15 protein-coding genes are annotated in these 22823 nt (G+C 46.1%); 5 read left to right on the top strand and 10 right to left on the bottom strand.

The window, feature by feature from the left end; translation table 11 throughout:
* Positions 1 to 27: 27 nt before the first annotated feature.
* Positions 28 to 2133, bottom strand: coding sequence for a ligand-gated channel (locus A4G20_03410; protein QIW15443.1), 2106 nt, complete (start codon positions 2131 to 2133; stop codon positions 28 to 30).
* 129 nt (positions 2134 to 2262) lie between these two features.
* Here A4G20_03410 and A4G20_03405 point away from each other — a divergent pair, with 129 nt between their 5' ends.
* Positions 2263 to 3951, top strand: a complete 1689-nt coding sequence (locus A4G20_03405; GenBank protein ID QIW15442.1) for a hypothetical protein — start codon at positions 2263 to 2265, stop codon at positions 3949 to 3951.
* Positions 3952 to 3963: 12 nt separating this feature from the next.
* The gene (locus tag A4G20_03400) at positions 3964 to 6849 is read left to right on the top strand and encodes a hypothetical protein (protein QIW15441.1); all 2886 of its coding nucleotides are present in this window, start codon (positions 3964 to 3966) and stop codon (positions 6847 to 6849) included.
* A gap of 32 nt (positions 6850 to 6881) precedes the next feature.
* On the opposite strand, the gene A4G20_03395 is transcribed toward A4G20_03400, so the two are convergent.
* The gene (locus A4G20_03395) at positions 6882 to 7256 is read right to left on the bottom strand and encodes a cytochrome B562 (protein ID QIW15440.1); all 375 of its coding nucleotides are present in this window, start codon (positions 7254 to 7256) and stop codon (positions 6882 to 6884) included.
* A 399-nt stretch (positions 7257 to 7655) separates the two neighbouring features.
* On the opposite strand from A4G20_03395, the gene A4G20_03390 reads away from it, so the two are divergent.
* Positions 7656 to 9023 carry a U32 family peptidase gene (locus tag A4G20_03390; protein QIW15439.1) on the top strand — a complete coding sequence of 456 codons (1368 nt, stop codon included), beginning with the start codon at positions 7656 to 7658 and terminating at the stop codon, positions 9021 to 9023.
* Positions 9024 to 9110: 87 nt separating this feature from the next.
* On the opposite strand, the gene A4G20_03385 is transcribed toward A4G20_03390, so the two are convergent.
* From A4G20_03385 to A4G20_03370, 4 genes are all read right to left on the bottom strand, one after another.
* A complete protein-coding gene (locus tag A4G20_03385; protein ID QIW16844.1) occupies positions 9111 to 9716 on the bottom strand; it encodes a hypothetical protein in 606 nt (201 codons plus the stop codon).
* A gap of 188 nt (positions 9717 to 9904) precedes the next feature.
* A complete protein-coding gene (locus A4G20_03380; protein ID QIW15438.1) occupies positions 9905 to 10444 on the bottom strand; it encodes a hypothetical protein in 540 nt (179 codons plus the stop codon).
* A gap of 91 nt (positions 10445 to 10535) precedes the next feature.
* Positions 10536 to 11693 carry a hypothetical protein gene (locus A4G20_03375; protein QIW15437.1) on the bottom strand — a complete coding sequence of 386 codons (1158 nt, stop codon included), beginning with the start codon at positions 11691 to 11693 and terminating at the stop codon, positions 10536 to 10538.
* 724 nt (positions 11694 to 12417) lie between these two features.
* Positions 12418 to 14889: a glycerol-3-phosphate 1-O-acyltransferase gene (locus A4G20_03370; GenBank protein QIW15436.1), complete on the bottom strand. Its 2472-nt coding sequence runs from the start codon at positions 14887 to 14889 to the stop codon at positions 12418 to 12420.
* 153 nt (positions 14890 to 15042) lie between these two features.
* On the opposite strand from A4G20_03370, the gene A4G20_03365 reads away from it, so the two are divergent.
* Positions 15043 to 15675: a repressor LexA gene (locus tag A4G20_03365; GenBank protein ID QIW15435.1), complete on the top strand. Its 633-nt coding sequence runs from the start codon at positions 15043 to 15045 to the stop codon at positions 15673 to 15675.
* A gap of 55 nt (positions 15676 to 15730) precedes the next feature.
* Here A4G20_03365 and A4G20_03360 read toward each other — a convergent pair whose 3' ends face one another.
* Positions 15731 to 16543 carry a 5'-nucleotidase, lipoprotein e(P4) family gene (locus tag A4G20_03360; GenBank protein ID QIW15434.1) on the bottom strand — a complete coding sequence of 271 codons (813 nt, stop codon included), beginning with the start codon at positions 16541 to 16543 and terminating at the stop codon, positions 15731 to 15733.
* Between the two features lie 130 nt (positions 16544 to 16673).
* On the opposite strand from A4G20_03360, the gene A4G20_03355 reads away from it, so the two are divergent.
* The gene (locus A4G20_03355) at positions 16674 to 16937 is read left to right on the top strand and encodes a glutaredoxin (GenBank protein ID QIW15433.1); all 264 of its coding nucleotides are present in this window, start codon (positions 16674 to 16676) and stop codon (positions 16935 to 16937) included.
* Between the two features lie 415 nt (positions 16938 to 17352).
* On the opposite strand, the gene A4G20_03350 is transcribed toward A4G20_03355, so the two are convergent.
* From A4G20_03350 to A4G20_03340, 3 genes are read right to left on the bottom strand one after another with little or no spacing between them, the layout of a single operon-like run.
* On the bottom strand, positions 17353 to 21333 hold the full coding sequence (locus tag A4G20_03350) for an ATP-dependent RNA helicase HrpA (protein ID QIW15432.1): 3981 nt from the start codon (positions 21331 to 21333) through the stop codon (positions 17353 to 17355).
* A 13-nt stretch (positions 21334 to 21346) separates the two neighbouring features.
* Entirely contained in the window at positions 21347 to 21799 is a 453-nt protein-coding gene (locus A4G20_03345; GenBank protein ID QIW15431.1) for a hypothetical protein, read from the bottom strand.
* Positions 21800 to 21858: 59 nt separating this feature from the next.
* Positions 21859 to 22809, bottom strand: a complete 951-nt coding sequence (locus tag A4G20_03340) for a hypothetical protein (protein ID QIW15430.1) — start codon at positions 22807 to 22809, stop codon at positions 21859 to 21861.
* Positions 22810 to 22823 lie beyond the last annotated feature (14 nt).

The following is a 22823-nucleotide window of genomic DNA, read 5'->3' as shown; positions in this document are numbered from 1 at the left end:
TTTTTGCTCCAAATACTTGCGATGGATCTAGAAGTAGTAGCTCACATTAGCCTTGACATTACGGCCGCTGCCCTCCATGAGGCTGAAGGCTGGCTGGTATTTCTTGTCAAAGAGGTTTTCAAGGGCCAAATCTAGACGGATATTTTTCCACTCACCGGCTTTCGGGGCAAAAGTTGCGGTCAGATCAGTTAAGGTATAGCCGGCATAGGTTTGGTGATCTGCTGACACACGGTGTTGGGCCCAATAGCGGGTTACTCTGGCACCCAGGTTAAACTTGTCCTTAACCACTTCATAGTCCACAGCAAAGCCTAACTTATTGGCTACAATATTCTCAAGAGCCTCCCCCGTTGCCTTGTCCTTACCATGGGTTTGGCCATAGTTTGAGGCCAGGATAAGGGCTCCTAGTTTATACTGGGCATCCAACTCAAAACCTCTGAGGCGGGCATCAGCCACGTTGCGGTATTGGGAGGAGTCCACAAAACTATCAATGCCTGGCATAAAACGGGCCAGGGCGGCATAGCGGCCGGAACTGTAGGTATGCAGTTCGATAAAGTCCTTAACATCGTTTTGGAAGTAGGTGGCATTGAAGACAAAGTTATCCCAATGGAAGTTAGCCGAAATCTCCTTGTTTTGGGCCTTTTCAGGTTTGAGATCTGGATTGGCCACAAAGACGCTATTCAGGGCCCGCATGCCTGAACCAAAGCCAAAGTGGGTGCCTGAGGAATATTTTTCCTGAAGCGATGGAGCACGGAAGGCCTGGTTATAACGAGCAGTTAAGTCTAACCAGTTGGTAGCCTTCCAGGTCAGGGCCAGGGCTGGTGACCATTCTGATTCGGTTTGCTTGGTGTCACCCTTGTTGGCATAGCGGTCATAACGAAGGCTTGGCGAGATAATAAGCTTTTCATTCAAGACTGGCAGATGACCTAAGAGATAAACCCCAACCACATCAGCCTTAGCTGTGTAATCATCTGGACGGTGGACTTCTGTTGCGGTTTTACCCCGAGTAACCTCGGCCCGATCCTGATAGTAATCCACCCCATAGGTTAGGGAAAGGCCTGCTAGGTTGGAGCTATTTTTCAGGTTAAAACCATAGGTTTTGAGATCGGTTCTGTCCTTAATCAGCTCATTGGCCAGGCGGGTTTCCTTTTCAGTCACTTGGTTGCGATAGACCGTAAACTGGGTATTCAGGTAAGGGTTATCACTTGGATTCAAGTAATAATTGAGGGCGGTTGAGTGGTTGACAACCTTTTGGGCACTCAAATAGCTAATCCCGCCCAGGCCACTATAGAGCTCACCGATGTTACAGTTGCCTGAACGGTGACAGGCCGTCGCCACTGGCATAAAGGCCTCAATGGTGTATTCATCCCGCATTTCATTGTTACTTGGGGCGGTTTGCTTGCTTTGGGTAGTGCGGTGGGAAAGCTCTGCCCGGTGGGAATCATTGATCTGCCAGCCCAATTTAGCTGATAACCCCCTTTGGTTAAGGGCCGAGCTTGGCAGTTTCTCCCCCTTGCCGATACGGAGATTGTCTGAATCGTTGTAGAAACCTTGCAATAAGTAGTCGAATTTTTCCGTCGCCCCAAAGACCGATAAATCGGTTTCAGACTGGTTGTTGGCCGACTGATAGCCCTGACGAACCAGGGCACCAAAGGAATCACCATCACGGAGCAGATCGAGGGCATTCGGGGTTCTGACTGCGACTACCCCACCCAGGGCACCACTACCCCAGAGGGTTGAGGAAGCTCCCTTAATCACTTCGATTTCCTGAACCTGAGAAGGTGGCAGGAAGTAGGAACCCCGGTGGGCCAGATCAAAATTCTGACGTACCCCATCAATAACCTGGACTACACGGTTGCCACCCAGGCCCCGAATAATCGGTTTTTGAGCCAGGGCACGACTGCCCCCGCCAATATCCACATTGCTGAGTTTAGACAGGGATTCTGCCACGCTACTGGCCTGCCACTTGCTTAAATTATCCTTATTGAGGGTGGTTGCATTATGGTTATAGCGGACATATTGGGAAATATCACGTTGGCCTACAACTTGAATTTCATCCAACATTTGCGGCACTTGGGCCAAACTTAGAACAGGGCTAAAGGCAAAAAGAGAGAGGTAAATTTTTGAAAATTTCATACTTATTCATCCATTTTTTAAGTAAAAACTAACCGATAAAGACTTTCATAATACATAAAATTACATTAATATACAATCTTAATAAAAACAATTCCTATTAGGATTTTGGATGTTTTATGGAGGAAATCAATGTCCAAACGCTATCCCCTAGCTTCTCTCTCACTTCTGACCCTATCAATTCTTTCTGCCAACCACGCCCTCGCTGCTCCTAGTGATGCAGGCTCCCTGTCTAAGCAGCTCCAGCAGGCTCAAACCCAGCCCAAGGTTCAACCCAGTGGGCAAATTTTCGAGAATGGCCCTGGCCCACAAGCCGCCCATCCTGACAATAATATCAGCTTTGCCTTAAGCGGGATTGAGCTTCTTGAGCCTAATGGCGGCCAGTTAAAAGACGATCTAGGCCAAATCACAAGTCCCTATCTTCAAGGCCAAATCAAACTGGCAGACCTTTACAAGCTGACAGAGCAAATCACCCAATACTATCGCCAACAGGGCTATCTGGTGGCTCGGGCCATCCTGCCCCCACAAGAGATTGAAGATGGCAGGGTCAAAATCATCGTGATTAGGGGAGAAATTGGCCAGGTCGCCTTAAATAACCAAAGCCGTTTACGGGATCGCTTCCCCCTCGGTTTTGCCTCAACCAGCCTGGAAAATAAGGCCTATCTCAACAAGGCTGAGGTCGAAAAACTGGCCCTCCTGCTCAATGATGTGCCTGGAGTGGTCAGTAATTTATCCATCAAGGCCGGGCAGGAAGTGGGCCAAACCGATCTGACCCTTAATTTAGCCGATGCCCCTAAACGTTTTGGCGGATATTTAATGGCTGATAACCAGGGCGGAAAGGACACGGGAGAATATCGTTTTACCCTGGGAACCTATGCCCATAATATATTTGGTTTTGGTGATGAGTTAAATCTCAATGCCATCAGTTCTAATTCAGGCAATTTAAAAAGTGCCCGCCTTGATTATTCTGGTTTAATTGATGGCTATGGTAGTCGATTGGGTATTATGGCCTCTTATTTAAATTATAAATTAGGCGGTAATTTTAAGGATCTGAATGCTAAGGGGAATTCCCACACCCTGGGAGCCTATATTCAGCACCCAACCATTCGCAAGACAGGTTTTCGTTTAGATACCAAGCTGGGTTTTAATCAGCAAAAATTAACCGATAAACAAGAAGCGGTTGATTTAAGGCAAAAACGTACAATTAATGCCTTGACCCTCGATTTAAATGGCTCCTGGTCTAGCCTAAAAAATGGGGTAACTTATTTTGGCCTCTCAGGTTTATTTGGTAATTTGCATAATCAAACCAATGAGCTAGAACAATATCAGGATGAGAATATTCAACCTAAATCCCGCTTTACTGTATTTAACTATAGCCTTTCCCATGAACAGAGCCTACCTAAATCCCTTGCCCTAAATTTAGGTATTAATGGCCAACTAGCGGATAAGACCCTAGACAGCTCACAAAAATTACTGCTCGGAGGCTTATATGCGGTAAGAGGTTATAAGTCTGGAGCCGTATCGGTTGATGAGGGCCATATTTTCCAGGCTGAATTAAAACATAATTTGGCCCTATTTAAGGAAAGTATCTTAACCTCTTCTGTTTTTTATGATTATGCCTGGGGTTCTTATTATAAAAATACAGAGAACCTAGCTAGCGACTTTAATAATAAGGTTAAAGTACAAAGTATTGGAGCCGGCTTAAAACTTGCTGCACCGGGTTCTTATATGCTGAATGTCAGCTATGCTAAACCGGTAGGTAAAAAATTAGAAAATACCGATAAACATCAAGTTTGGCTATCCGCCTTTAAAACTTTCTAAAAGGAGTAATAAATGAATAAGAATAAATTAACCCTTGCAATATATGGCCTATTTTATACCGCTTGTGCCTCTGCCAACCTGCCACAAAATGGCAAGGTAATTATTGGTGAAGCCAGTATCAATACGCATGAAAATAATATGACCATTAACCAAAATTCTGCCCGGGTCAATATTGACTGGGAGAGTTTTAATATTGGCAAAAATAACCAGGTTGAATTTAAACAGCCTGATAGCAAGTCCATTGCCTATAACCGTGTAACCGGGGGCAATGCCAGCCAGATTCAGGGTAAATTACAGGCCAATGGCCGGGTCTTTTTGGCCAATCCTAACGGGGTTATTTTTAGTAAGGATGCCCAGGTCAATGTTGGCTCGCTCTTAGCAACCACCAAGGAATTGGAAAACCCTACCCAAAACCTGGATAAGGACAGCCTAAAATTTGTCCGCAAAAAGGCTCAGGAGGGCAAGGTAGAAAACCACGGCACCATTAAGGCCAAAGGTGAGAATGGCTTTGTTATCTTAGCCGGCGATCAGGTGGTCAACACAGGGAAAATCGAGGCTGAGAACTACTACAAGCACGAAAGTAAAACCAAGACCATCCGCTATTGCGATGACTGGTATGGGGACTATGCCTGTGAAATGGGCTGGCAAAACTGGGAAAACCGTACGGTAACAGAAGAAACCACCATTGATACGCCTGCCCAGGTCATTTTGGCCTCTGGGGAAAATTTCACGGTCGAACTGGACGATAATTCCGTTTATGTCGATTTAGATGCCAATACCCTAGCCGGCCTGATTGAAAATAAGGGAGCCATTATTGCCCAAAATGGCTATATTGAATTAACCGCCAAGGGCAAGGAGGCGGTTTTAGATTCTGCCATTAATAACGATGGCCTCTTACAGGCCACCCATGTTTCGCAAAATGCCGCCGGTAAAATTACCCTGTCTGCCCCTTCTATTCAATTAAATGAAAAGAGTGATATTAAGGCCGATAAATTATTGAGCTTTACTTCGCCTGCTGATGAAACACGTCAGGTCAATATTGATTCCAAAAAAGGATCTAAAATTACCGCCCAAACAACCGAAATCAAAAATTTAGATAAATTTAAATTTACTGGGACTTTTGAAAGGGATGATTCCGACAGTTTCTATAGCTCCAGTTATGAGAAACAGGCTAACCGTTTTGATTTTAATCTAAAAGGAAAAATTACTATTGGCTCCCAATATCAAGACGAAAAGAACTTTATTAGTGGTGAGGCCCTAAGTGCCATGCTTTCCTCTAGCGAACGCGTCACCTTATTTTCAAATCCAACCTATGACCCAAATAAGCGTGAATATGACTTTGGTGGCATAGGTCTATCAGGAAATATTAGACCAAGCATTTATAAAAATAGTGATTCTACCCTCTTACTCAAGGCCATGAATAATATTGATATTAATCATGCTAATATTGACACCCAGCAGGGCAGGCTTTATTTGGCCATGGAATTATTGGGCCGGGATGCACCACGTTTTGGTTTTGTCAATAGTCGTATTAATTTAAATAAGGGATCCTGGGGCTTAGAGCATGGTGGAATTAGATATTATGACTATGGTTCTAATTTAGAAGAAGAGGCACGCACTCCATTTACCGCAAGTTTTAAAGATATTTCCCTAGAAAATGTTGATGATTTAGTTATTAATGGTTTTGATAAGCTAGAAATGGACGGCCTAAAAAGCCAGGGAAGAACTAACTTCTATCTTAATGGGGGCTATGCTAATCAGGTGGGTAATGCAACAAGATATGTTTATGCCTTTAAAAAGGACAGTGAACGCAGCAATACGGAAAACCTGATTGATCGTCTTATGCGATCTAATAAGGAACATGGTTACCGCCGTTGGGCCTTTAGTACCGATGTTGAAAAGGGAGTTAAGCGGGAATTTGTTAATATGTTTGACCTTTGGGCCGAACCCTATAGCCATTTAGATACCGAGATTAATATTAAAAATAGCCTGTTTAATATTAATGATGGCTTTGTCCATCTTATGGCTAAAAATATTCATCTCACCAACAGTAACTTTAATTTGGATTATGACCGTGATATTTCCCTGGATTCCACCCATGCCAATATCAATAAATTTGGCTTAAATGGCAATGTGGTGCTAGATAATAGCCATATTAAGGTTGTCGGGGCAGAAAAAACTGGGGTTTCGCCTAATCCAAATTGGGGGGCCGCAGGCTTCTTCCTAGTTGGCGATCTCTTGGGTAAGAATCAAAGCTCCATTTATGTGAAACAGCATACCGGCTACGGTTTTAGAACCGATACCAACAACCAGGCCATTTCCATTCGGGGCGAAACGGGGCCTAAAGACTTGAGCATCAAGGTGGTTAGCACCGCCGGGGCGGCTCGGGCCGATGTCAGTCCAACCAATGGCCCAATTTACGATGATGCTGATGCTGGCTTTGCCGCCACCAATCCTAAGGGGACCAGCTTTGTCAATACCACGGTTGAATTTATCGCCCCTAATGGAGCACCAGCCTACCTGGGCGGAAATGGCGGTTATGGTAGCCTGCTCAGCTTTGAAAACAGTGATGTGAGCTTCTTTGAGCAACCTCGGGTCAATAATCTCAATGCGGTAGAAACAACAGGAAGCCCAATGCGTCAGCTTAGCCGCCGAGAAATGCTCCAGGCCCTGGATCGCCTAAACGGTATTAGCCCGAGCAATCTATCCAGCAGCCAGCTTGGTCAAATTGCTGATCAGCAAGCCGTTTTTGAAAACCAAAGCCTGGTTGAGGGTAATACGGAGGAGAAGGTGGTAAACCTAGAGGTCTGTTCCAGCCAGGATAAGGACCAGTGCGAATCCATCACCATTGGTGATAAGAACAGCCAATCCAGAGTGTCGGTAGGCGAAATTAACTAGCAAGAAAAAGCCCTCAACTTGAGGGCTTTTGACTACTTATATTGTTGATGGTAGGTTTTCTTCAGCTCATTTAAGCGTTTGACCGTTTCCTTGGCCTCGTCTAACTTGCCTTCCGCCGCCAATTTTTCCGCATTGGCCACCACATCAATCACTTCCTGCATCCCGGCCTGGTAGCCCTTGAAGGCTTCCTCATCGCCATCTAGGCTGGCTGGCATTTTTTCCTTGGCTTCGCTGGTGATTTTGATAAAGGCCTGGGCCGATTTTTGGAAGTCCTCTGCCGTTTCGGCCTTAAAGAGGCTGTTCATTTGCTTGTTCATGCCAAACATTTCCATCATCACGCCGTTGGAGAGGGCAAGAGGCGAGGCTGCCAGGATGGCAATGGCTAAAAGTTGTTTGAGTTTGTTCATTTATTGGTTCCCACAGTTAAAAAAGAAACGATTTTACCCCATCTATTGCTTGCTAGAAAGGCGTAATTGCTAGAAAATGTGCGTCTTTTTATGCTTTCAAATTATTTTTAATTTTGTCGCATGCTTTTTACCACTCGGTCAAATCCTCCTCTTTGAGCTTAGATGGGTTATTAAGTTCTAAATAATAAATTCAGCGTGATTGGTAGGGACGCATTGCATGCGTCCGTAAACGAAATAAATTCCATTTTATCCGTTATGTTTATATCGTAGCGGACGCATGCAATGCGTCCCTACAATAGAACTTGATAGCCCTATAGAGGAGGGATCAGATCGAGAAATGCAGACTTCTAAGGACTAAAAATAAGAAAGCCCTGACCTGAACTCAGAAAGAGAAAACCTATGTTTAAACCTGAACTCCTCTCCCCTGCTGGGAGCCTGAAAAATATGCGTTACGCCTTTGCCTATGGGGCCGATGCGGTCTATGCTGGCCAGCCTCGCTACAGCCTGCGGGTGCGTAACAATGAATTTAACCACGCCAACCTCAAGATAGGCATTGACGAGGCCCACGCCCTGGGGAAGAAATTCTATGTGGTGGTCAATATCGCTCCGCATAACTCCAAGCTCAAGACCTTTATCAAGGACTTGCAAGTCGTGGTGGATATGAAACCCGATGCCCTGATTATGTCTGATCCAGGCCTGATTATGCTGGTGCGGGAGCACTTTCCGGACATGGATATTCACCTGTCTGTCCAGGCCAATGCGGTCAACTGGGCGACGGTCAAATTCTGGAAGCAGATGGGCCTGACCCGGGTTATCCTCTCCCGTGAGCTCTCCATTGACGAAATTGCTGAAATCCGTGAGCAAGTGCCAGATATGGAGATTGAAATCTTCGTCCACGGGGCCCTCTGCATGGCCTATTCTGGCCGCTGCCTATTGTCTAGCTATATCAACAAGCGTGACCCCAACCAGGGCACCTGTACCAATGCCTGCCGCTGGGAATACAATGTGGAAGAGGGCAAGGTGGATGAGGTCGGCCAGATCGTGCCCGAGGGTGAGCGGATCGAGATCAAGAACGTGGCCCCAACCCTGGGTGAGGGAGCCAGCACGGATAAGGTTTTCCTCTTGACCGAGCAACAAAAGCCAGACGAGCAAATGACCGCCTTTGAGGACGAGCACGGCACTTATATCATGAACTCCAAGGACTTACGGGCCGTTCAGCACGTAGAGAAACTGGCTCAGATTGGGGTACATTCCCTTAAAATCGAGGGCCGAACCAAGTCCTTCTACTACTGTGCCCGCACCGCCCAGGTTTACCGCAAGGCCATTGACGATGCGGCCGCCGGCAAGCCTTTTGATGAGAGCTTAATGGACACACTGGAAAGCCTGGCCCACCGGGGCTACACCGAGGGCTTCCTCCGCCGCCACACCCACGATGAGTACCAAAACTACGACTATGGCTACTCCATCTCCGACCGTCAGCAGTTTGTGGGCGAATTTACTGGCAACCGCAATGCTCAAGGCATGGCCGAAGTGGCTGTAAAGAACAAGTTCCTCCTGGGTGATGAGGTGGAAATGATGACCCCGAAAGGCAATATCGTCTTTAAGATCGAACGCATGCTCAACCGCAAGAATGAAGAAGTGGAAGCCGGCCTGGGCGATGGCCACTTTGTATTCTTAGATGTGCCTGAAGATGTGGACTTGGGCTTTGCCCTGCTTATGCGGAATTTGACTGACGGAGTGAATACCCGTAATCCGCATAAGGCCTAGGGCTTTTGTCTTACCTCAATCTGCTCCCCTCCAAAGAGGGGAGTTTAATCTCTTCCAGCAATCCCCTTAATTCAGATGAATACCAACTTAATTCTTTTTGTTATCTCTAGGAAAATATTCCTTACCCAACAACCAAAGATAGCGATCTAACTCTTTCAAATTAAATTTCTCTAAACCAAAATATTTTTGGAAATCCAATAATACCGCCTTAAATGTTGAATAGTCTTTTAACTCGGATCTTTTGAAGATTGAAAATTTATCCTCTTTACCCTTATTAAAATAGCAAAGGACTTTTTCAACATAGCTATCATAAATCGGAAAGACTTCTGGGTTATGATGGCTACAATATTTCGTAGCAAAGGAATAAAAATTTTTCTTTTTTTCGCCAATAGTAATTTTAGCCAATTCATTTACCAAACTTTCATCACCTGCTTTTAAGCGTTTATCCAAATTTTTAATACCTAAAATATGTTTTGCCACAGGATAAATAGAAAAAATATTGGTACTATAAAAATCATTTAAGCTAGAGGCTTTAATCAGAATATCACTGACATCCTTATTTTCAGGCGATAATTCAAAGAAGAGTTTATTTAAGGCCTTTTCTTGTAGGGTATAGTTTTCAAAGGTATCCCATTGAGCAAGGTATTTCTCTACTTCTTGAATGGTTGGTTTTGGTAGTACACGTTCTTCCATTTTCATTTTTATCTCCCGGTAAGATATTGTGAAAGCCACCTAAAAACTTAGGTGGCCTGAATTAACATAGACAATGCGTTGATCTATTTATTATTCTTCATCCTTTTTAACTTTAACAAATTTTTCAGGTATCACAAACTCATCCTCTCGATAAGGAAGAAGAAAGCCAGCACAGCCTGCTCCCAGATCTAATGTTTCTCCTCTCTCCTTATCCATTCTTTTTTATAGGTGGTTCTTCTTTCATATTTTTTCCTATCACCATCGAACATAGAACAAATAAAAGCTAAACCAAATACTATAATAGCATAGAGTCCAGCTATAATTTTTCCTGGAAAAACAAATAAAGAAGCAATAATGCTATTCTTATTTGATCGATAGGTTATAAACCAAAGGAAAATTAGAGCAAAGACTAAAATACCTAAGCCAATTTTTCCACTTAAATCCGCACTTAGCCATTCCATACCGACTGCACAGTTAAGTCCTAAAAAAGTAAGTGGTGTTACAATTACAATGCTTATGTCTAAATAGCTATAAAAGAAGGTCACTTTTTCCTTACTATGCAGAACAAGAATAGTAATTAAATAAATAAGCACTGCCGCAATATAGACCCATTTTTGATATTCAGCTGGCACACCAAGGGGTGTCAGATCAAAATAAGACCAATTAATATCTAAATCAGAACGTTTAATGTTTAATAAATTCGCTAAGGCAACTAAGGTGTCTTCCATATATTCTCCAAAATAATGATACTAATGCTTTGTTTTTTGTTAGTACATAAACATCTATTGATTGACGATACAACGACATTCAATAGATTGTTTATTGATTAGTTTCTGCGGATTTTTCCGATTCTTTCCACACTTGCCTTTTATATATCACTTCCTGTTGTGCTTTTTCTATTCTTTGTTTATACTCACTAAAGCTCTTTTCTTTGTTAGTTAACTCAGTCGCATAAATTTCTAACTTGGCCAAATAACCGAAAAAGCCATAAATACTCTCTTCTAATGTTTGTGCACGGCGCTGTAAACGCTCCGAAGAGTTACTTTTCAAGGCTTTCTTCACTTTGGCTAATTCTTGCTGCGCTTTTTCCAGTTCATTCTCCATTTCTGCCACTTTAATTTTTATTCTAATAAACTCTAACAAACTAGACTCATAAAAGCTAATTGCTGAGTTTAAGCCTCTTTCTGCCAAACGTAATGAATTTTCTGGGTGAGGTTGTGCTGTAATAGTGCCACTAAATGGAGGTTCTGATACCTCAGGAAGTTTTTTCGCTTTAAATTTTGGTAATTCACTTGGAATCGTTTCGGCATGTTCAATATATCTTGCCCATCTAGCTTTCTCTTGCGCACGCATCGCAAATAAAGGCTTTGACATAAATCGACCTAAGGGTAAATCAAAGTCTGCACGATCTGTTATCATTAATGGGGTACAATATTCAGCCACTTCGCCAGCTTGATCTTTATCTTGATAGCAAGTGTAATTAGAAACTCGATAAAGTTCATTCAGTGGCTTAGTTTCAGCTTTTTTCTCAAAAGCTGTCGCCTTCTCTGAAAGAGGTTTAATTGTGCTGATTGGTTTATTATTGGAATCAAAGGTCACTTGTTGAATACCTTTATCTGTGGTAATAGTAATTTCATCTGTCTCATCTAAACCACAACCAAAATAGAAAGATACTTCCTGTTTTGGTTTTATTGTTAAAGAGTTTTTCCTAAATTCAGCAAGAAAATCACTATATTGAGAAAATGTGCTTTGAGCGCTATAACCAAATGCCAATGGGCATTGGCCTGAATTAATGGCGATATTAGATAGTTTAAATCCCTGTAATGCAATCATTTTTAGACCAGATGCTTGTTGCCCTTGCTGAAGGAATATAGGACTCCCGCCTTTACTCAATTCTAGGCTAAAAAAAGCATCATCTGCCAACGCAGAAGGAACACAAGAAAGTGACAATAGTAAGGTTAAAAGTTTCTTTTTCATTTAGATTTCCTTATTTAGGTAATAGTGAGATTCTTTGGCGAGAAGAGAAGGACTCTTCCTTTAAGCAAGCGAAACTGTTAAACAAAACGTCCGCCAAATAATCAAAAAACGTTGCACCAAATTTAGTGCTTTATTTCACGCTCATCATAAAATTAAGTATGGCTGGAATTAGCACCACTTTTGTGGTTTTAGTTCATTAAACTGACAAATTCAGCCACTTCTTAAACTCATTTGCGACATAAAATGCTCCTTATTAAGCGTTAAACAAAAATTTCACACATCAGCAAACAAACATAAAAAAGCCACCAAATAAGAGATAAGGTTATTGGTGGCTTTAAAGATCGGAATGAAAAACCTGCCAAATAAACCTAAAAGCTGCCCAGCCTTACTGCTTAAAAAACAAGCAAAAATAGAGACAAAACAAACTTTTCTTCTTATAAATTGGCTGGTTTTTATACAGTTTTAGGAACGTAAAAACTCAAAAATTGCTCCATTGTTCGCTTAATTTTTGATTATATATTGTTTTTTTTTGCACAACAACAGGTAGAATGATTGCAGGAAAAATCGTCAGCTAGCAGATGAAGGCTTGTTTTAGATCAAATTAGCCAAGGGGCTTGCGACATGATCTGACACAAAATGTGGAGGTATTTGACGGGGTTGGGGTATATAGAAAATCCCCGCAAGCGGTTAATTTTGCGGGGATTTTTGCAAATTTTGCGGATTCTTAAACCGCTTGTTGATCCTCTTTTTCTTCCTTTTCTTCTTCAGCCTTCACTTCCTCAACCCGTTCAGGCTTTGCCATGGCTCCTTGTACGGTCAGTTGGATTTCAATGGAAATTAGGCCCTTTAAGAGAGTGTCCACATCTTGCACCTTGGCCAAGATGGCATTGCCCTCTTCATCAAAGTAGCCCTGAGATTTGAGGCTGTTGCTGAAGGTGGAGAAGAGTGCCTTGTCGAAGAATTCTGGAGCGTTGATGCCGTGCAGGACAGACAAACGCTGGGCAATGGAACGGCTTTCTTTTTCCAGTTCATTACGGCTAATATCTGGCTGGTCTAAAAGGACATTGAGGCTGATGTAGTAACGTTGCAGGATTTCCCGCACGCCGGCTGAATGAAGCTGTAAAGAACGCACTCGAGAGCGGTTGATCATAAGCATATCGCTTTCATTTTTGATCAGGTTCTGGCGGGTAAATTCACTAATAATGGCCTCAATTTGCGGGCGGACTTCGGTCTCACTAAAATGCAAAAAGAGTTCCGCCTTGAGGAAAGGATAAATCTTACTAACAGACTGGATAACAAAATCCTTCGATACCGCTTCATGGTGCAGGACAATGCTGGCCACCAAGGACGGCAGCACAAAGAGATGCTGGATGTTGTTGCGGTAATAGGTCATGAGTACGGCCGACTGGCGATCGAGGCGGATGATTTCGCCGAAGCTGTCCTTTTCAGACAAGACGCCCGAGCGAGGCAACTGAAGAACGTGCTCCAACATGGCCTCAGCACTGTCAGCAGGCACGGTCATATCCTGGGAATAAGGCACGTTTTTAAAGAGCTGCATATAGCTGTCGAGCTGTTCGAGCAACTGCTCACGGGTGAGCGAGCGCTGGCGGGAGGCTAAAAGTGCCGATCCCACTAAATTTTTAGCATTGACGGCCGCAGCCTTGTTGATGTTGATCATCACCGTATGCGCCACCTGTTCAACCGCATCGCCCAGCCATTTCGGACGGCTGTCTTCGGTGACATGTTTCCATTCTGGGAAATGCTCGTTGAGGTAGTGATTGACCGCAATCGGCTCACCAAAATTCACAAAGCCCTGGCCAAGATTGCGTAATTTTTTGATCACACGGAAGACCAGGCCGGCATTTTCTTTCTCTTTCTCTGCCCCACGCAATTCCTTGGCATAGGTGTCCACCTCCAGCACATGTTCATAGCCAATATAGACTGGCACAATGCTGATAGGGCGGGTCAAACCACGTTGCAGGGCCTGGAGGGTCATGGACATCATGCCCGTTTTCGGCTCTAAGAGACGGCCTGTGCGTGAGCGGCCGCCCTCAATAAAATATTCCACCGAATAGCCACGGTAGAAGAGTTCAGCCAAATATTCTCGGAAAATAGTGGAATAGAGGCGGTTACCCTTGAAGGTGCGGCGCAGGAAGAAGGCTCCCCAACTGCGGAAGAGCGGGCCGGCAGGCCAGAAATTGAGGTTAATGCCCGCGGCAATATGCGGCGGCACTAGGCCTTGATGGTAGAGAATGTAGGAGAGCAAGAGGTAGTCCATGTGGCTGCGGTGGCAGGGCACATAGACAATCTCGTGGCCTTCTAGGGCCAGCTTGCGTACTCGGTCGCCGTTTTGCACATTGATGCCCTGATAGAGCTTGTTCCAGAGCCAGCTTAGGAAACGGTCGGCCATGCGCAGGCTGTCGTGGCGGACATCAGCGGCAATTTCTTTGAGGATTTTTTCTGCTTCTTTGCGGGCTTTTTCAGGCGAGCTTTTCGGCTTTCTGGCCTCATCGTCAATGGCCGCTAAAATGGCAGGCGATTGCAAGAGCTTGTTAAACATGGCCTGACGGTTGGGCAATTTTGGCCCTGTGGCAGAATAACGTTGCTTGGCAAAGTGCATTTTGGCCACACGGGAGAGTTTTTGGGCGATTTTTTCGTCCGCCCCGTGTTTCTCCACCATAAAACGCAGGGAAAGAGCCTGGGAGAAGCGGATAAAATTATCCCGCCCAAACCAAACCATGGTCACCAAACGCTGGAAAAAGCCTAAAAAGCGTAAATCTGGTGCCCCTTCCTTGCCAGGGAAACGCCCCCACAAGACCGACACTGGCACCAGTTGCACATCCAGATCAGGCAGGCTGCGGTGCAAGTCTAAATAACGATAAAAGAGCTTTTCCGTTTCGCTTTTCGCCCCCTTGGATTTAAAAAAGCGGCGGCCTTCATCTAAAAAGACAAAACGTGGCAGGGATTGGCCCTCGATCTCATTATTGGCCAGGGGATCAGGCAAATTAAGGGCTGCACAGTGCTTTTGCAGGATAAGCAGATCGGTTTGGGAGGTATAAGGCAGCACATAGATAATGGGCTGCTCAAGGTTAAGGCCCAATTCCGCCACAGGATCGGTTGGAATGGCACGGGATTTCACCAACAAGGAGAGGGGGAAGTTTAGGGCTTTACGGTAAAAAGCTAAAAATGCAGACATTGTATAATCCTTTTCTTATTATGGTCGGACAAGTCATTTGAATGGCAGGGAGTTTAGCATAAATTTCAGCAATTTTATGTAATTTCTAGTTGCAAAGCCAAATTTACTGTATATAATACCAAATATTTCTGTATATAAAGACAGTGAGGTTTTATGAAACGACAACAGATGCTAACCCAACGCCAGCAAGAGATTTTTGACTTCGTTAAAAATCATATCGAAACCACGGGTATGCCGCCAACACGGGTTGAAATCGCCCGTGAGATTGGCTTCCGCTCCCCCAATGCTGCGGAAGAACATTTAAAAGCCCTGGCCCGCAAAGGCTACATTGAGATGATTTCTGGCACTTCTCGTGGTATCCGCATTTTAGTGAATGATGAAGCTGCCAACGATGATGAAGGCCTGCCTCTAGTGGGTAAGGTTGCAGCCGGCGCGCCTATCCTGGCCATTGAACACATTGAAAACCACTACCCTGTAAACGGTTCCCTCTTCTCGCCTGCGGCTGATTATTTACTCAAGGTCAGCGGCAACTCTATGGAGAAAATCGGCATTTTAGACGGCGATTTATTGGCTGTGCATAGAACATCATCTGTTCGCAATGGCCAGGTTGTGGTTGCTCGAGTGGACGATGAAGTCACCGTTAAACGCTTGGAGAAAAAGGGCAATCTGATTTATCTGCACCCTGAAAATGATGAGCTAGAGCCGATTGTGGTTGATCCTCGCTTTCAGTTTATTGAAATTGAGGGCCTGGCTGTAGGGGTTATCCGCAGTAATGCCTGGATGTAAGAGCAAAGATGTAAAAGCAAAAAAGCGTTCAAATTTCTTTGAACGCTTAATTTGCTTATTTGCCGTCCCAAGCCTTGATGGCATCTAGGCGGATTTTCACACGGCTTTGGGCATCGCCCTTGTAATAATCCTTGGCCAAACCGCCTTCCCAGTCACCGTAGTTAGGGTTAGGCAGGACAATAAATTTCTTACCGAATAACTTACTGTTTTGATCGACAAAGGCCTTACGCTCTTTGTTGGACTTACGATAGGTTGCATCGCCAAAGTCATTTAGGTTATCCCCAACAAATAAGACGATTTCATAGCCCTGGGCTTCAATCTCGCTAAAGCGAGGGGTTTTGTTAGACTTGTCCTTTTTCAGATAAAGGCTGGCTTCATCAGCCCCCTTAAAGCCGAGTTTTTTCAAATCATCCAAGGTGCCAGCTTTCTCGCCCTCGTCTTTACGGTTAGAGACATAGAAAACCTTGCCGCCGTGGCTATTAACGTAGTTATTAAACTCCACCGCACCCGCAATGGCCTGGGTTTGGCGGGCTTCTACCCAACGAGTCCAGTCCTTACCATCAAAGGGCTTATTGTTTTGAATTTGCCAACCTGCATAAGCGCTGTTGTCCACCATGGTTTCATCTAAATCCACCACCACCGCTTTTTTCTTGCCCTTTTTCACCTTGGCTTGGTCAAAAGACACCTTGGCCACATTAAAGGCTTGATAGGCAAGAGCCTGGTATTCGCCTGATTGCTGAACCCAGTTCACACCTAAAACTGCCTGCTGTTGCAGGGCCGCATCGCCTTGGTTGGTTGTATTTGTAGTTGAACACGCACTTAAAGCGACTGCCGCAACGGTTAAAGCGACTAAACTTAGTTTTTTCATTTTTTCTCCTTTTATGAAATGAGTTAAAAACCATAATAATTTTACACCTACTACTTGAAAGAAAGTAACCTTTTTTCCAAAAAGCCTGCTAAAATTTAGATCTCCATCACACTTTTTAAGAGGAATGATTATGTTTGTTGAAATTTACGGCCGCTACACCTGCCCTTACTGCACCCGTGCCAAGGCCCTGGCCGAAAAAATGAAGGAAGAGCTAGAAGGCTTTGATTTTAAATTTATTGACATGCCCGCCGAAGGCCTCAGCAAGGAAGATCTAGAACCCCGTGTCGGCAAACCCGTTGCCACCGTGCCTCAGATCTTTTTAGATGATAAGCACGTTGGCGGCTGTACCGATTTCCAAGCCCTCGTGAAAGAAAAGTTTGGGATTGAGGTGTAGGTTACAAGCGGTTGAGATTTGTGGTTTTCTTGCAAATTTTATGTAATTTCGACCCGCTTGTAGCAAGGGTATTTTTAATTTTTTGTTAGGGGCTGTTGATAATTCGAAAAAATTTACGGTTGTCGTGATCTCTGATGAACTATAGATGTAATTCCCCTCTTTAGCAAAGAGGGGTTAGGGGAGATTTGGCAGGAGTGATAACGGAATGAGAGAATGATTAGTCAGAAATTATCTTGTTTGTTTTTTCTCCGAAAATAGCCCTCTCGTTGCTATTTCTTCTGCCAAATCTCCCCCTGCCCCTCTTTGCTAAAGAGGGGGGTGGATCTAGAAGGTTTTCACTTCCCTATTTCTTATCCAACAAGCATTTTTCTTGAATTATCAACAGCTCCCAAGAATACCCTTGCTACCATAAGGGCTAAATATCCCTAATCACATTCAAAATCCTTTTATCCGAAATAGGATAATTAGTCCCCAACTGTTGAGCGAACAAACTCACCCTTAGTTCCTCAATCATATAACGAATTTCTAGCACCTCATCAGGCACGGCTTTAGATTTTGGCAGTTTGGCCAGTAGCTGCTTGTAGGCCTCTTGCACGGCTTCGACTCGCAGCATTTTGGCGCGGTCTTGGTTGCTGTCTTGGTGGAGTTTGTCTAGCCGTTTGTCGATGGCGGTCAGGTAACGTTGCAGGTCAGATAAACGCTTATGGCCGGTTTGTTGGACAAAATCAGGGTAAATGAGACCTTGCAGTTGGGCCTTGATGTCGGACAGGGCAAAGGCCATAGTGAAATCCAACTTGCCCTTGAGCCGTTTATTCAGCTCAAAGGCCAGGGTTAGGATTTTCTCGGTTTGAAGGGCGATTTGCACGGTGGCCTCGTTGAGGTTTTCCCGCACATAGTCTCGCAGCCGCTCAAAGTCCGCTTCCTGCCAAACAAAGCCGCCGAAATCCTCAATCAGCTTGTCCACCGCACAGGCAATACAGTCGTCAATCAGCTCCATCACCTTGCCAAAAGGGGCAAAGTAGAGGCCTAATTTGGCCTTGTTGGGCAGTTTTTCGTGCAGGTATTTAATAGGCGATGGCACGTTGAGCAGGAGCAAGCGGCGAAGGCCGGCCTGCATAGCTCGTGCCTGTTCAAACTCGGTTTCAAAGAGCTTAATGCCGACCGACTCCCGTTCATCCACAATGGCAGGATAGGCCTTAACGCTAAAGTGCTGTTTTTTCTGCTCGTAGAATTGTGGCAGCTGGTCGAAGCTCCACAGGTGCAGGCCCGACTGCTCAATGCCGTCATCAGCAATGTTGGAAAGGGTGCTTTGCACCTGATCCTTGAGCTGGAATTTGAGTTCGTCCAAGTTGCCGCTTTCGGCGATTTTCTTGCCCTTGTCGTCAATCACTCGGAAGGTCATCTTGAGATGAGGAGCAAGTTGCGACAAGTCCCACAAATCAGGTTCGACCGTCACGCCCGTCATTCGGCGTAGCTCGTAGGTCAGGCTTTCCAAGAGCGGTTTGGCAAAGGGCTCGGCACGGCCTAAAAAAGCCTCGGCATAGTTAGGAGCTGGCACAAAGTTCCGCCGTGTGGCTTTGGGCAGGGACTTAATTAGGCTAACCACCAGCTCCTGGCGGAGGCCTGGAATTTGCCAGTCAAAGCCCTCTGGCTCCACCTGATTGAGCAGGGGCAGGGGAATATGCACGGTTACGCCGTCCGCTTCAGAACCGATTTCAAACTGGTAGGTCAGCTTGAGTTTGAGTGAGCCTTGATACCAGAAATTAGGAAAATCCAGCTCGCTGGCCAGGCTGGCATTCTCGTTAATGAGGAAGGATTTTTCAAAGTTGAGCAGGTCAGGATCTTTGGCACTGGCCTTTTTCCACCAGGTATCAAAATGCTGGCTGGACACCACTTCCGTGCCGATCCGCTGATCGTAAAAATCAAAGAGCACCTGTTCGTCCACCAAAATATCTCGCCGGCGGGACTTATGCTCTAAATCCTCCACTTCCTTAATTAAGCGATTGTTTTCCTGAAAGAACTTGTGCTTGGTGATCCATTCGCCTTCCACCAGGGCCGAACGGATAAAGATTTCACGGCTGGCAAGCGGGTCAATTTTGCCGAAATTTTGCAAGCGGTTGGCCACAATCGGCAGGCCAAAGAGCGAGACCTTTTCATAGGCCATCACCGCCCCCTTGGACTTGGCCCAGTGCGGTTCGCTGTAAGAAGATTTAACCAAGTGCTGGGCCAGCGGCTCGACCCATTCAGGTTCAATCCGTGCCGCCATTCGCCCCCAAAGTTTGGAGGTTTCCACCAGTTCGGCCACCATCACCCACTTAGGCTGTTTTTTAAAGAGACAGGAGTTAGGGAAGATGGCAAAATGAGCGTTTCTGGCTCCCAAATAGGACATTTTTTCCGCTTCTTTAAGACCCAAATGCGAGAGCAAGCCCGTCAGCAAGGCGGTGTGAATTTGCTGATAGGTGCTGGGTTCAGAGTTAATTTTTAAGCCCATTTCCCGTACGCTGAGGCGGAGCTGGTGGTAAATATCCTGCCACTCCCGCACCCGCACATAGTTGAGAAAATCCTTCTGGCAGAGGCGGCGGAACTGGTTTTTAGTCAGTTCTTTTTGCTGTTCTTGCAGGTAGTTCCAGAGATTGACAAAGGCCAGGAAGTCCGATTCCTTGTCAAAGAAACGGCGGTGTTTTTCGTCTGAAGCCTGCTGTTTTTCCTGCGGGCGTTCCCGTGGGTCTTGAATGGACAGGGCGGAGACGATCATCATCACCTCGTGCAGGGAGCCATTCTGGCTGGCAGCGATGATCATACGGCCCAGGCGGGGATCGATGGGAAGCTGAGCCAGCTGGCGGCCGATGTTGGTTAATTTTCTGTGATTTTTGCTGGCGCGAGCGTCCTCGCTCGTGCCTTGCAGCCCTTTGGCACCAGCGTGGACGCTGGCGCCATCGTCTGGCTTGATGGCCTCTAATTCTTCCAATAAACGAAGCCCATCCTGAATATGCCGTCCATCAGGCGCATCCACAAAAGGAAAAGCCGCAATATCACTCAAGCCTAGGGAGGTCATCTGCAAGATAACCGAGGCCAGGTTGGTTCGCAGGATTTCAGGATCAGTAAATTCTGGGCGGCTGTTGAAGTCCTCCTCTGAATAGAGGCGGATACAGATCCCCTCACTGGTTCGTCCACAACGCCCTTTGCGTTGGTTGGCGGAAGCCTGTGAAATCGGCTCAATAGGCAAACGTTGCACCTTGGTGCGATAGCTGTAACGAGAAATTCTTGCCGTTCCCGTATCAATCACATACTTGATATTGGGAATGGTCAGCGAGGTTTCAGCCACGTTGGTGGCCAAAATAATGCGATTTAAGCCGCTGGGCTGGAAGATCCGCTGCTGTTCGGCAGCCGACAAGCGGGCATAAAGGGGCAGGATTTCGGTAAATTTGAGGTTCTGCTTTTGCAGGGCTTCAGCCGTGTCCCGAATTTCCTGCTCCCCGTTCATAAAGATCAAAATATCGCCCCGGCCCTCGGCTTGGAGCTCGTCCACAGCGTTCAAAATGCCTTGAAGCTGATCCTGATCTTCTTCCTCAACCACTGGGCGATAACGCACCTCAACCGGGTAGGTTCTGCCCGACACCTCAATAATCGGGGCATTGTTGAAGTGCTTGGAAAAGCGTTCCACATCAATGGTTGCCGAGGTAATGATGACCTTGAGATCGGGGCGTTTGTGCAGGATCTGCTTGAGGTAGCCCAGAATAAAATCGTTGTTAAGGCTGCGTTCGTGGGCCTCGTCAATAATGAGGGTATCGTACTGGTTGAGGTAGCGGTCATGTTGAATTTCCGCCAGCAAGATCCCGTCAGTCATCAGCTTGATCAGGCTGTTTTCGCCCACCTGATCATTAAACCGCACCTTGTAACCGACCGTGCCACCCAGTTCGCCCTTGAGTTCCTCCGCCACACGGTTGGCCACCGAGCGGGCTGCAATCCGCCGTGGCTGGGTGTGGCCGATTAAACCCTTGACCCCACGCCCTAATTCCAGGCACATTTTAGGCAGCTGGGTGGTCTTGCCCGAACCTGTTTCACCCGCAATTACCACCACCTGATTTTCCGAAATCAGCTTAAGGATTTCCTCACGGCGGGCAGATACGGGCAAGTCAGGATAGCTGATCTCCAGGCTGTCTAACTGGGCCTGACGGGCAGCAAATTTTGCCTGACAAGCGGCGAGATCGGCTTCAATTTCTGCAATCACGGCTTGTTGGGCGGTGGCAGATTTGATGCTGGCCAGGCCCCGAATACGGCTAAAGAGGCGGCGATGATCAGCCGTGGTGGTTTGGGTCAGTTGCTCTAAGAGAGCTTTTTGAGCGAGGGAAAATTCGGCTTTGACAAGCGGTTTATTTTTAGGATTTTTTTGCATAGCGGTTCTCACACTAAATCTTACCAATCACCAGGGACAAAATGCCGGCGGCAATCAAGGGGCCGACAGGTACGCCGCTCAAAAAGGCTACGCCGATAATGGTGCCAATCAAGAGGCCTGTAACCAGCACGGGCTGGCTAGACATGAGGCTCACGCCCCGTCCGCCCAGCCAGGCCACGGCAATGCCTGCGATGATGGCCAAGGCCATCTTCCAGTTGAGAAAGATCTTGTAATCCGGCAGGGCAATGCGGCCTGACACCAGGGGGCTAAGCACGCCAATGGTCAGGATAATAATGCCGATCTTGAGGCCGTATTTGTCCACCCAGGGCAGGTATTGGGATAAGAGGGTTTGCTGCATAATCAGCAGGACAGCAGCAGAAATGGTCACGGCGCTGTTTTGGCTAAAAAGGCCAAGCAGGATAAGGGCGACCAGGAGGAGGGCGATGGCGTTAAGTTGTAGTGACATAGGCTTGATGATAAAACATACGGGCCTAAGCCCGTATTTAAGTGATGAAGAGAAGAGGTTTATTTCTTGCTGTTGTTGCTTTTATTGTTAGTTTTATTGCTGCTACTTCTCGTATTGCTCTTGCTGGTATTGGTGCTTTTAGCATTGCTCTTGTTGCTATTGGTGTTGGCCTTAGGTGCTGGCGTGCTGTTTTGGTTGCCAATACCCAATTTTCTGAGCATCTCTTGGGCCATTTTATTGGCTTGGGCCTTTTGTGCATCGGTCAGGCTGTTCTTTTTGTCCTCGTTTTCCATATTCTTGCTGGCCGACTCACTGCCCAAGGCCTTACCCACGATCCAGTAAGCATAGCCTGCAACAAGGTCTTTTTGAGTACCGAGGCCGGCAAAGAGCATACCGCCAGCGTTGTTGAAGGCATCCAGATAGCCTTGGTCTGCCGACTGTTTGTAAAGCTCAAAGGCACGGTTGAGATTGACCTCTCGGCCTTGGCCGAAGTGGTAGATATTACCCAAATAGTAACGGGCAGCCGCAGAGCCTTGCAGGGCGGCCAGTTCTGCCCATTGGGCGGCCTTGGCATAGTCTTGGGTGACAATTTGGCCGTCCTTGTAGAAACGGGCTAGGAGGGTTTGGCTATCCAAATCATTTTGCGAGGCCGCTCGCTCTAGCCATTGAATACTGGCAGCCACATCGGCTGGCACGCTTGGGCCATCGCCATCAAGATATAAGATACCCAGCGCCTTTTGGGCAATCACATGGCCTTGGCTGGCGGCCTTGGTCAGCCACTCAATGCCCTGCAATTTATCCGTTCCTACGCCCTCGCCGGTGTAGTAGCGTTTGCCTACTTCATACTGCATTTGGCTATCATTATTGTGAGCGGCGGTTAGCAGGTTCTTAAATTCATTGCTTAAAAAAGGGTCTCTGGCCCAAACCAAGGCAGGCAAAAAAGCCCACAAGAGGACGAGTTTTTTCATCTTATCTCCAGGAAAGCGGTTGATTTGCAAAAAATTGGCCAAATCAAACCGCTTGT

This window comes from Pasteurellaceae bacterium RH1A (assembly GCA_012221805.1).
GTDB lineage: Bacteria > Pseudomonadota > Gammaproteobacteria > Enterobacterales > Pasteurellaceae > RH1A.
This window is presented reverse-complemented; position numbering and strand designations above follow the sequence as displayed.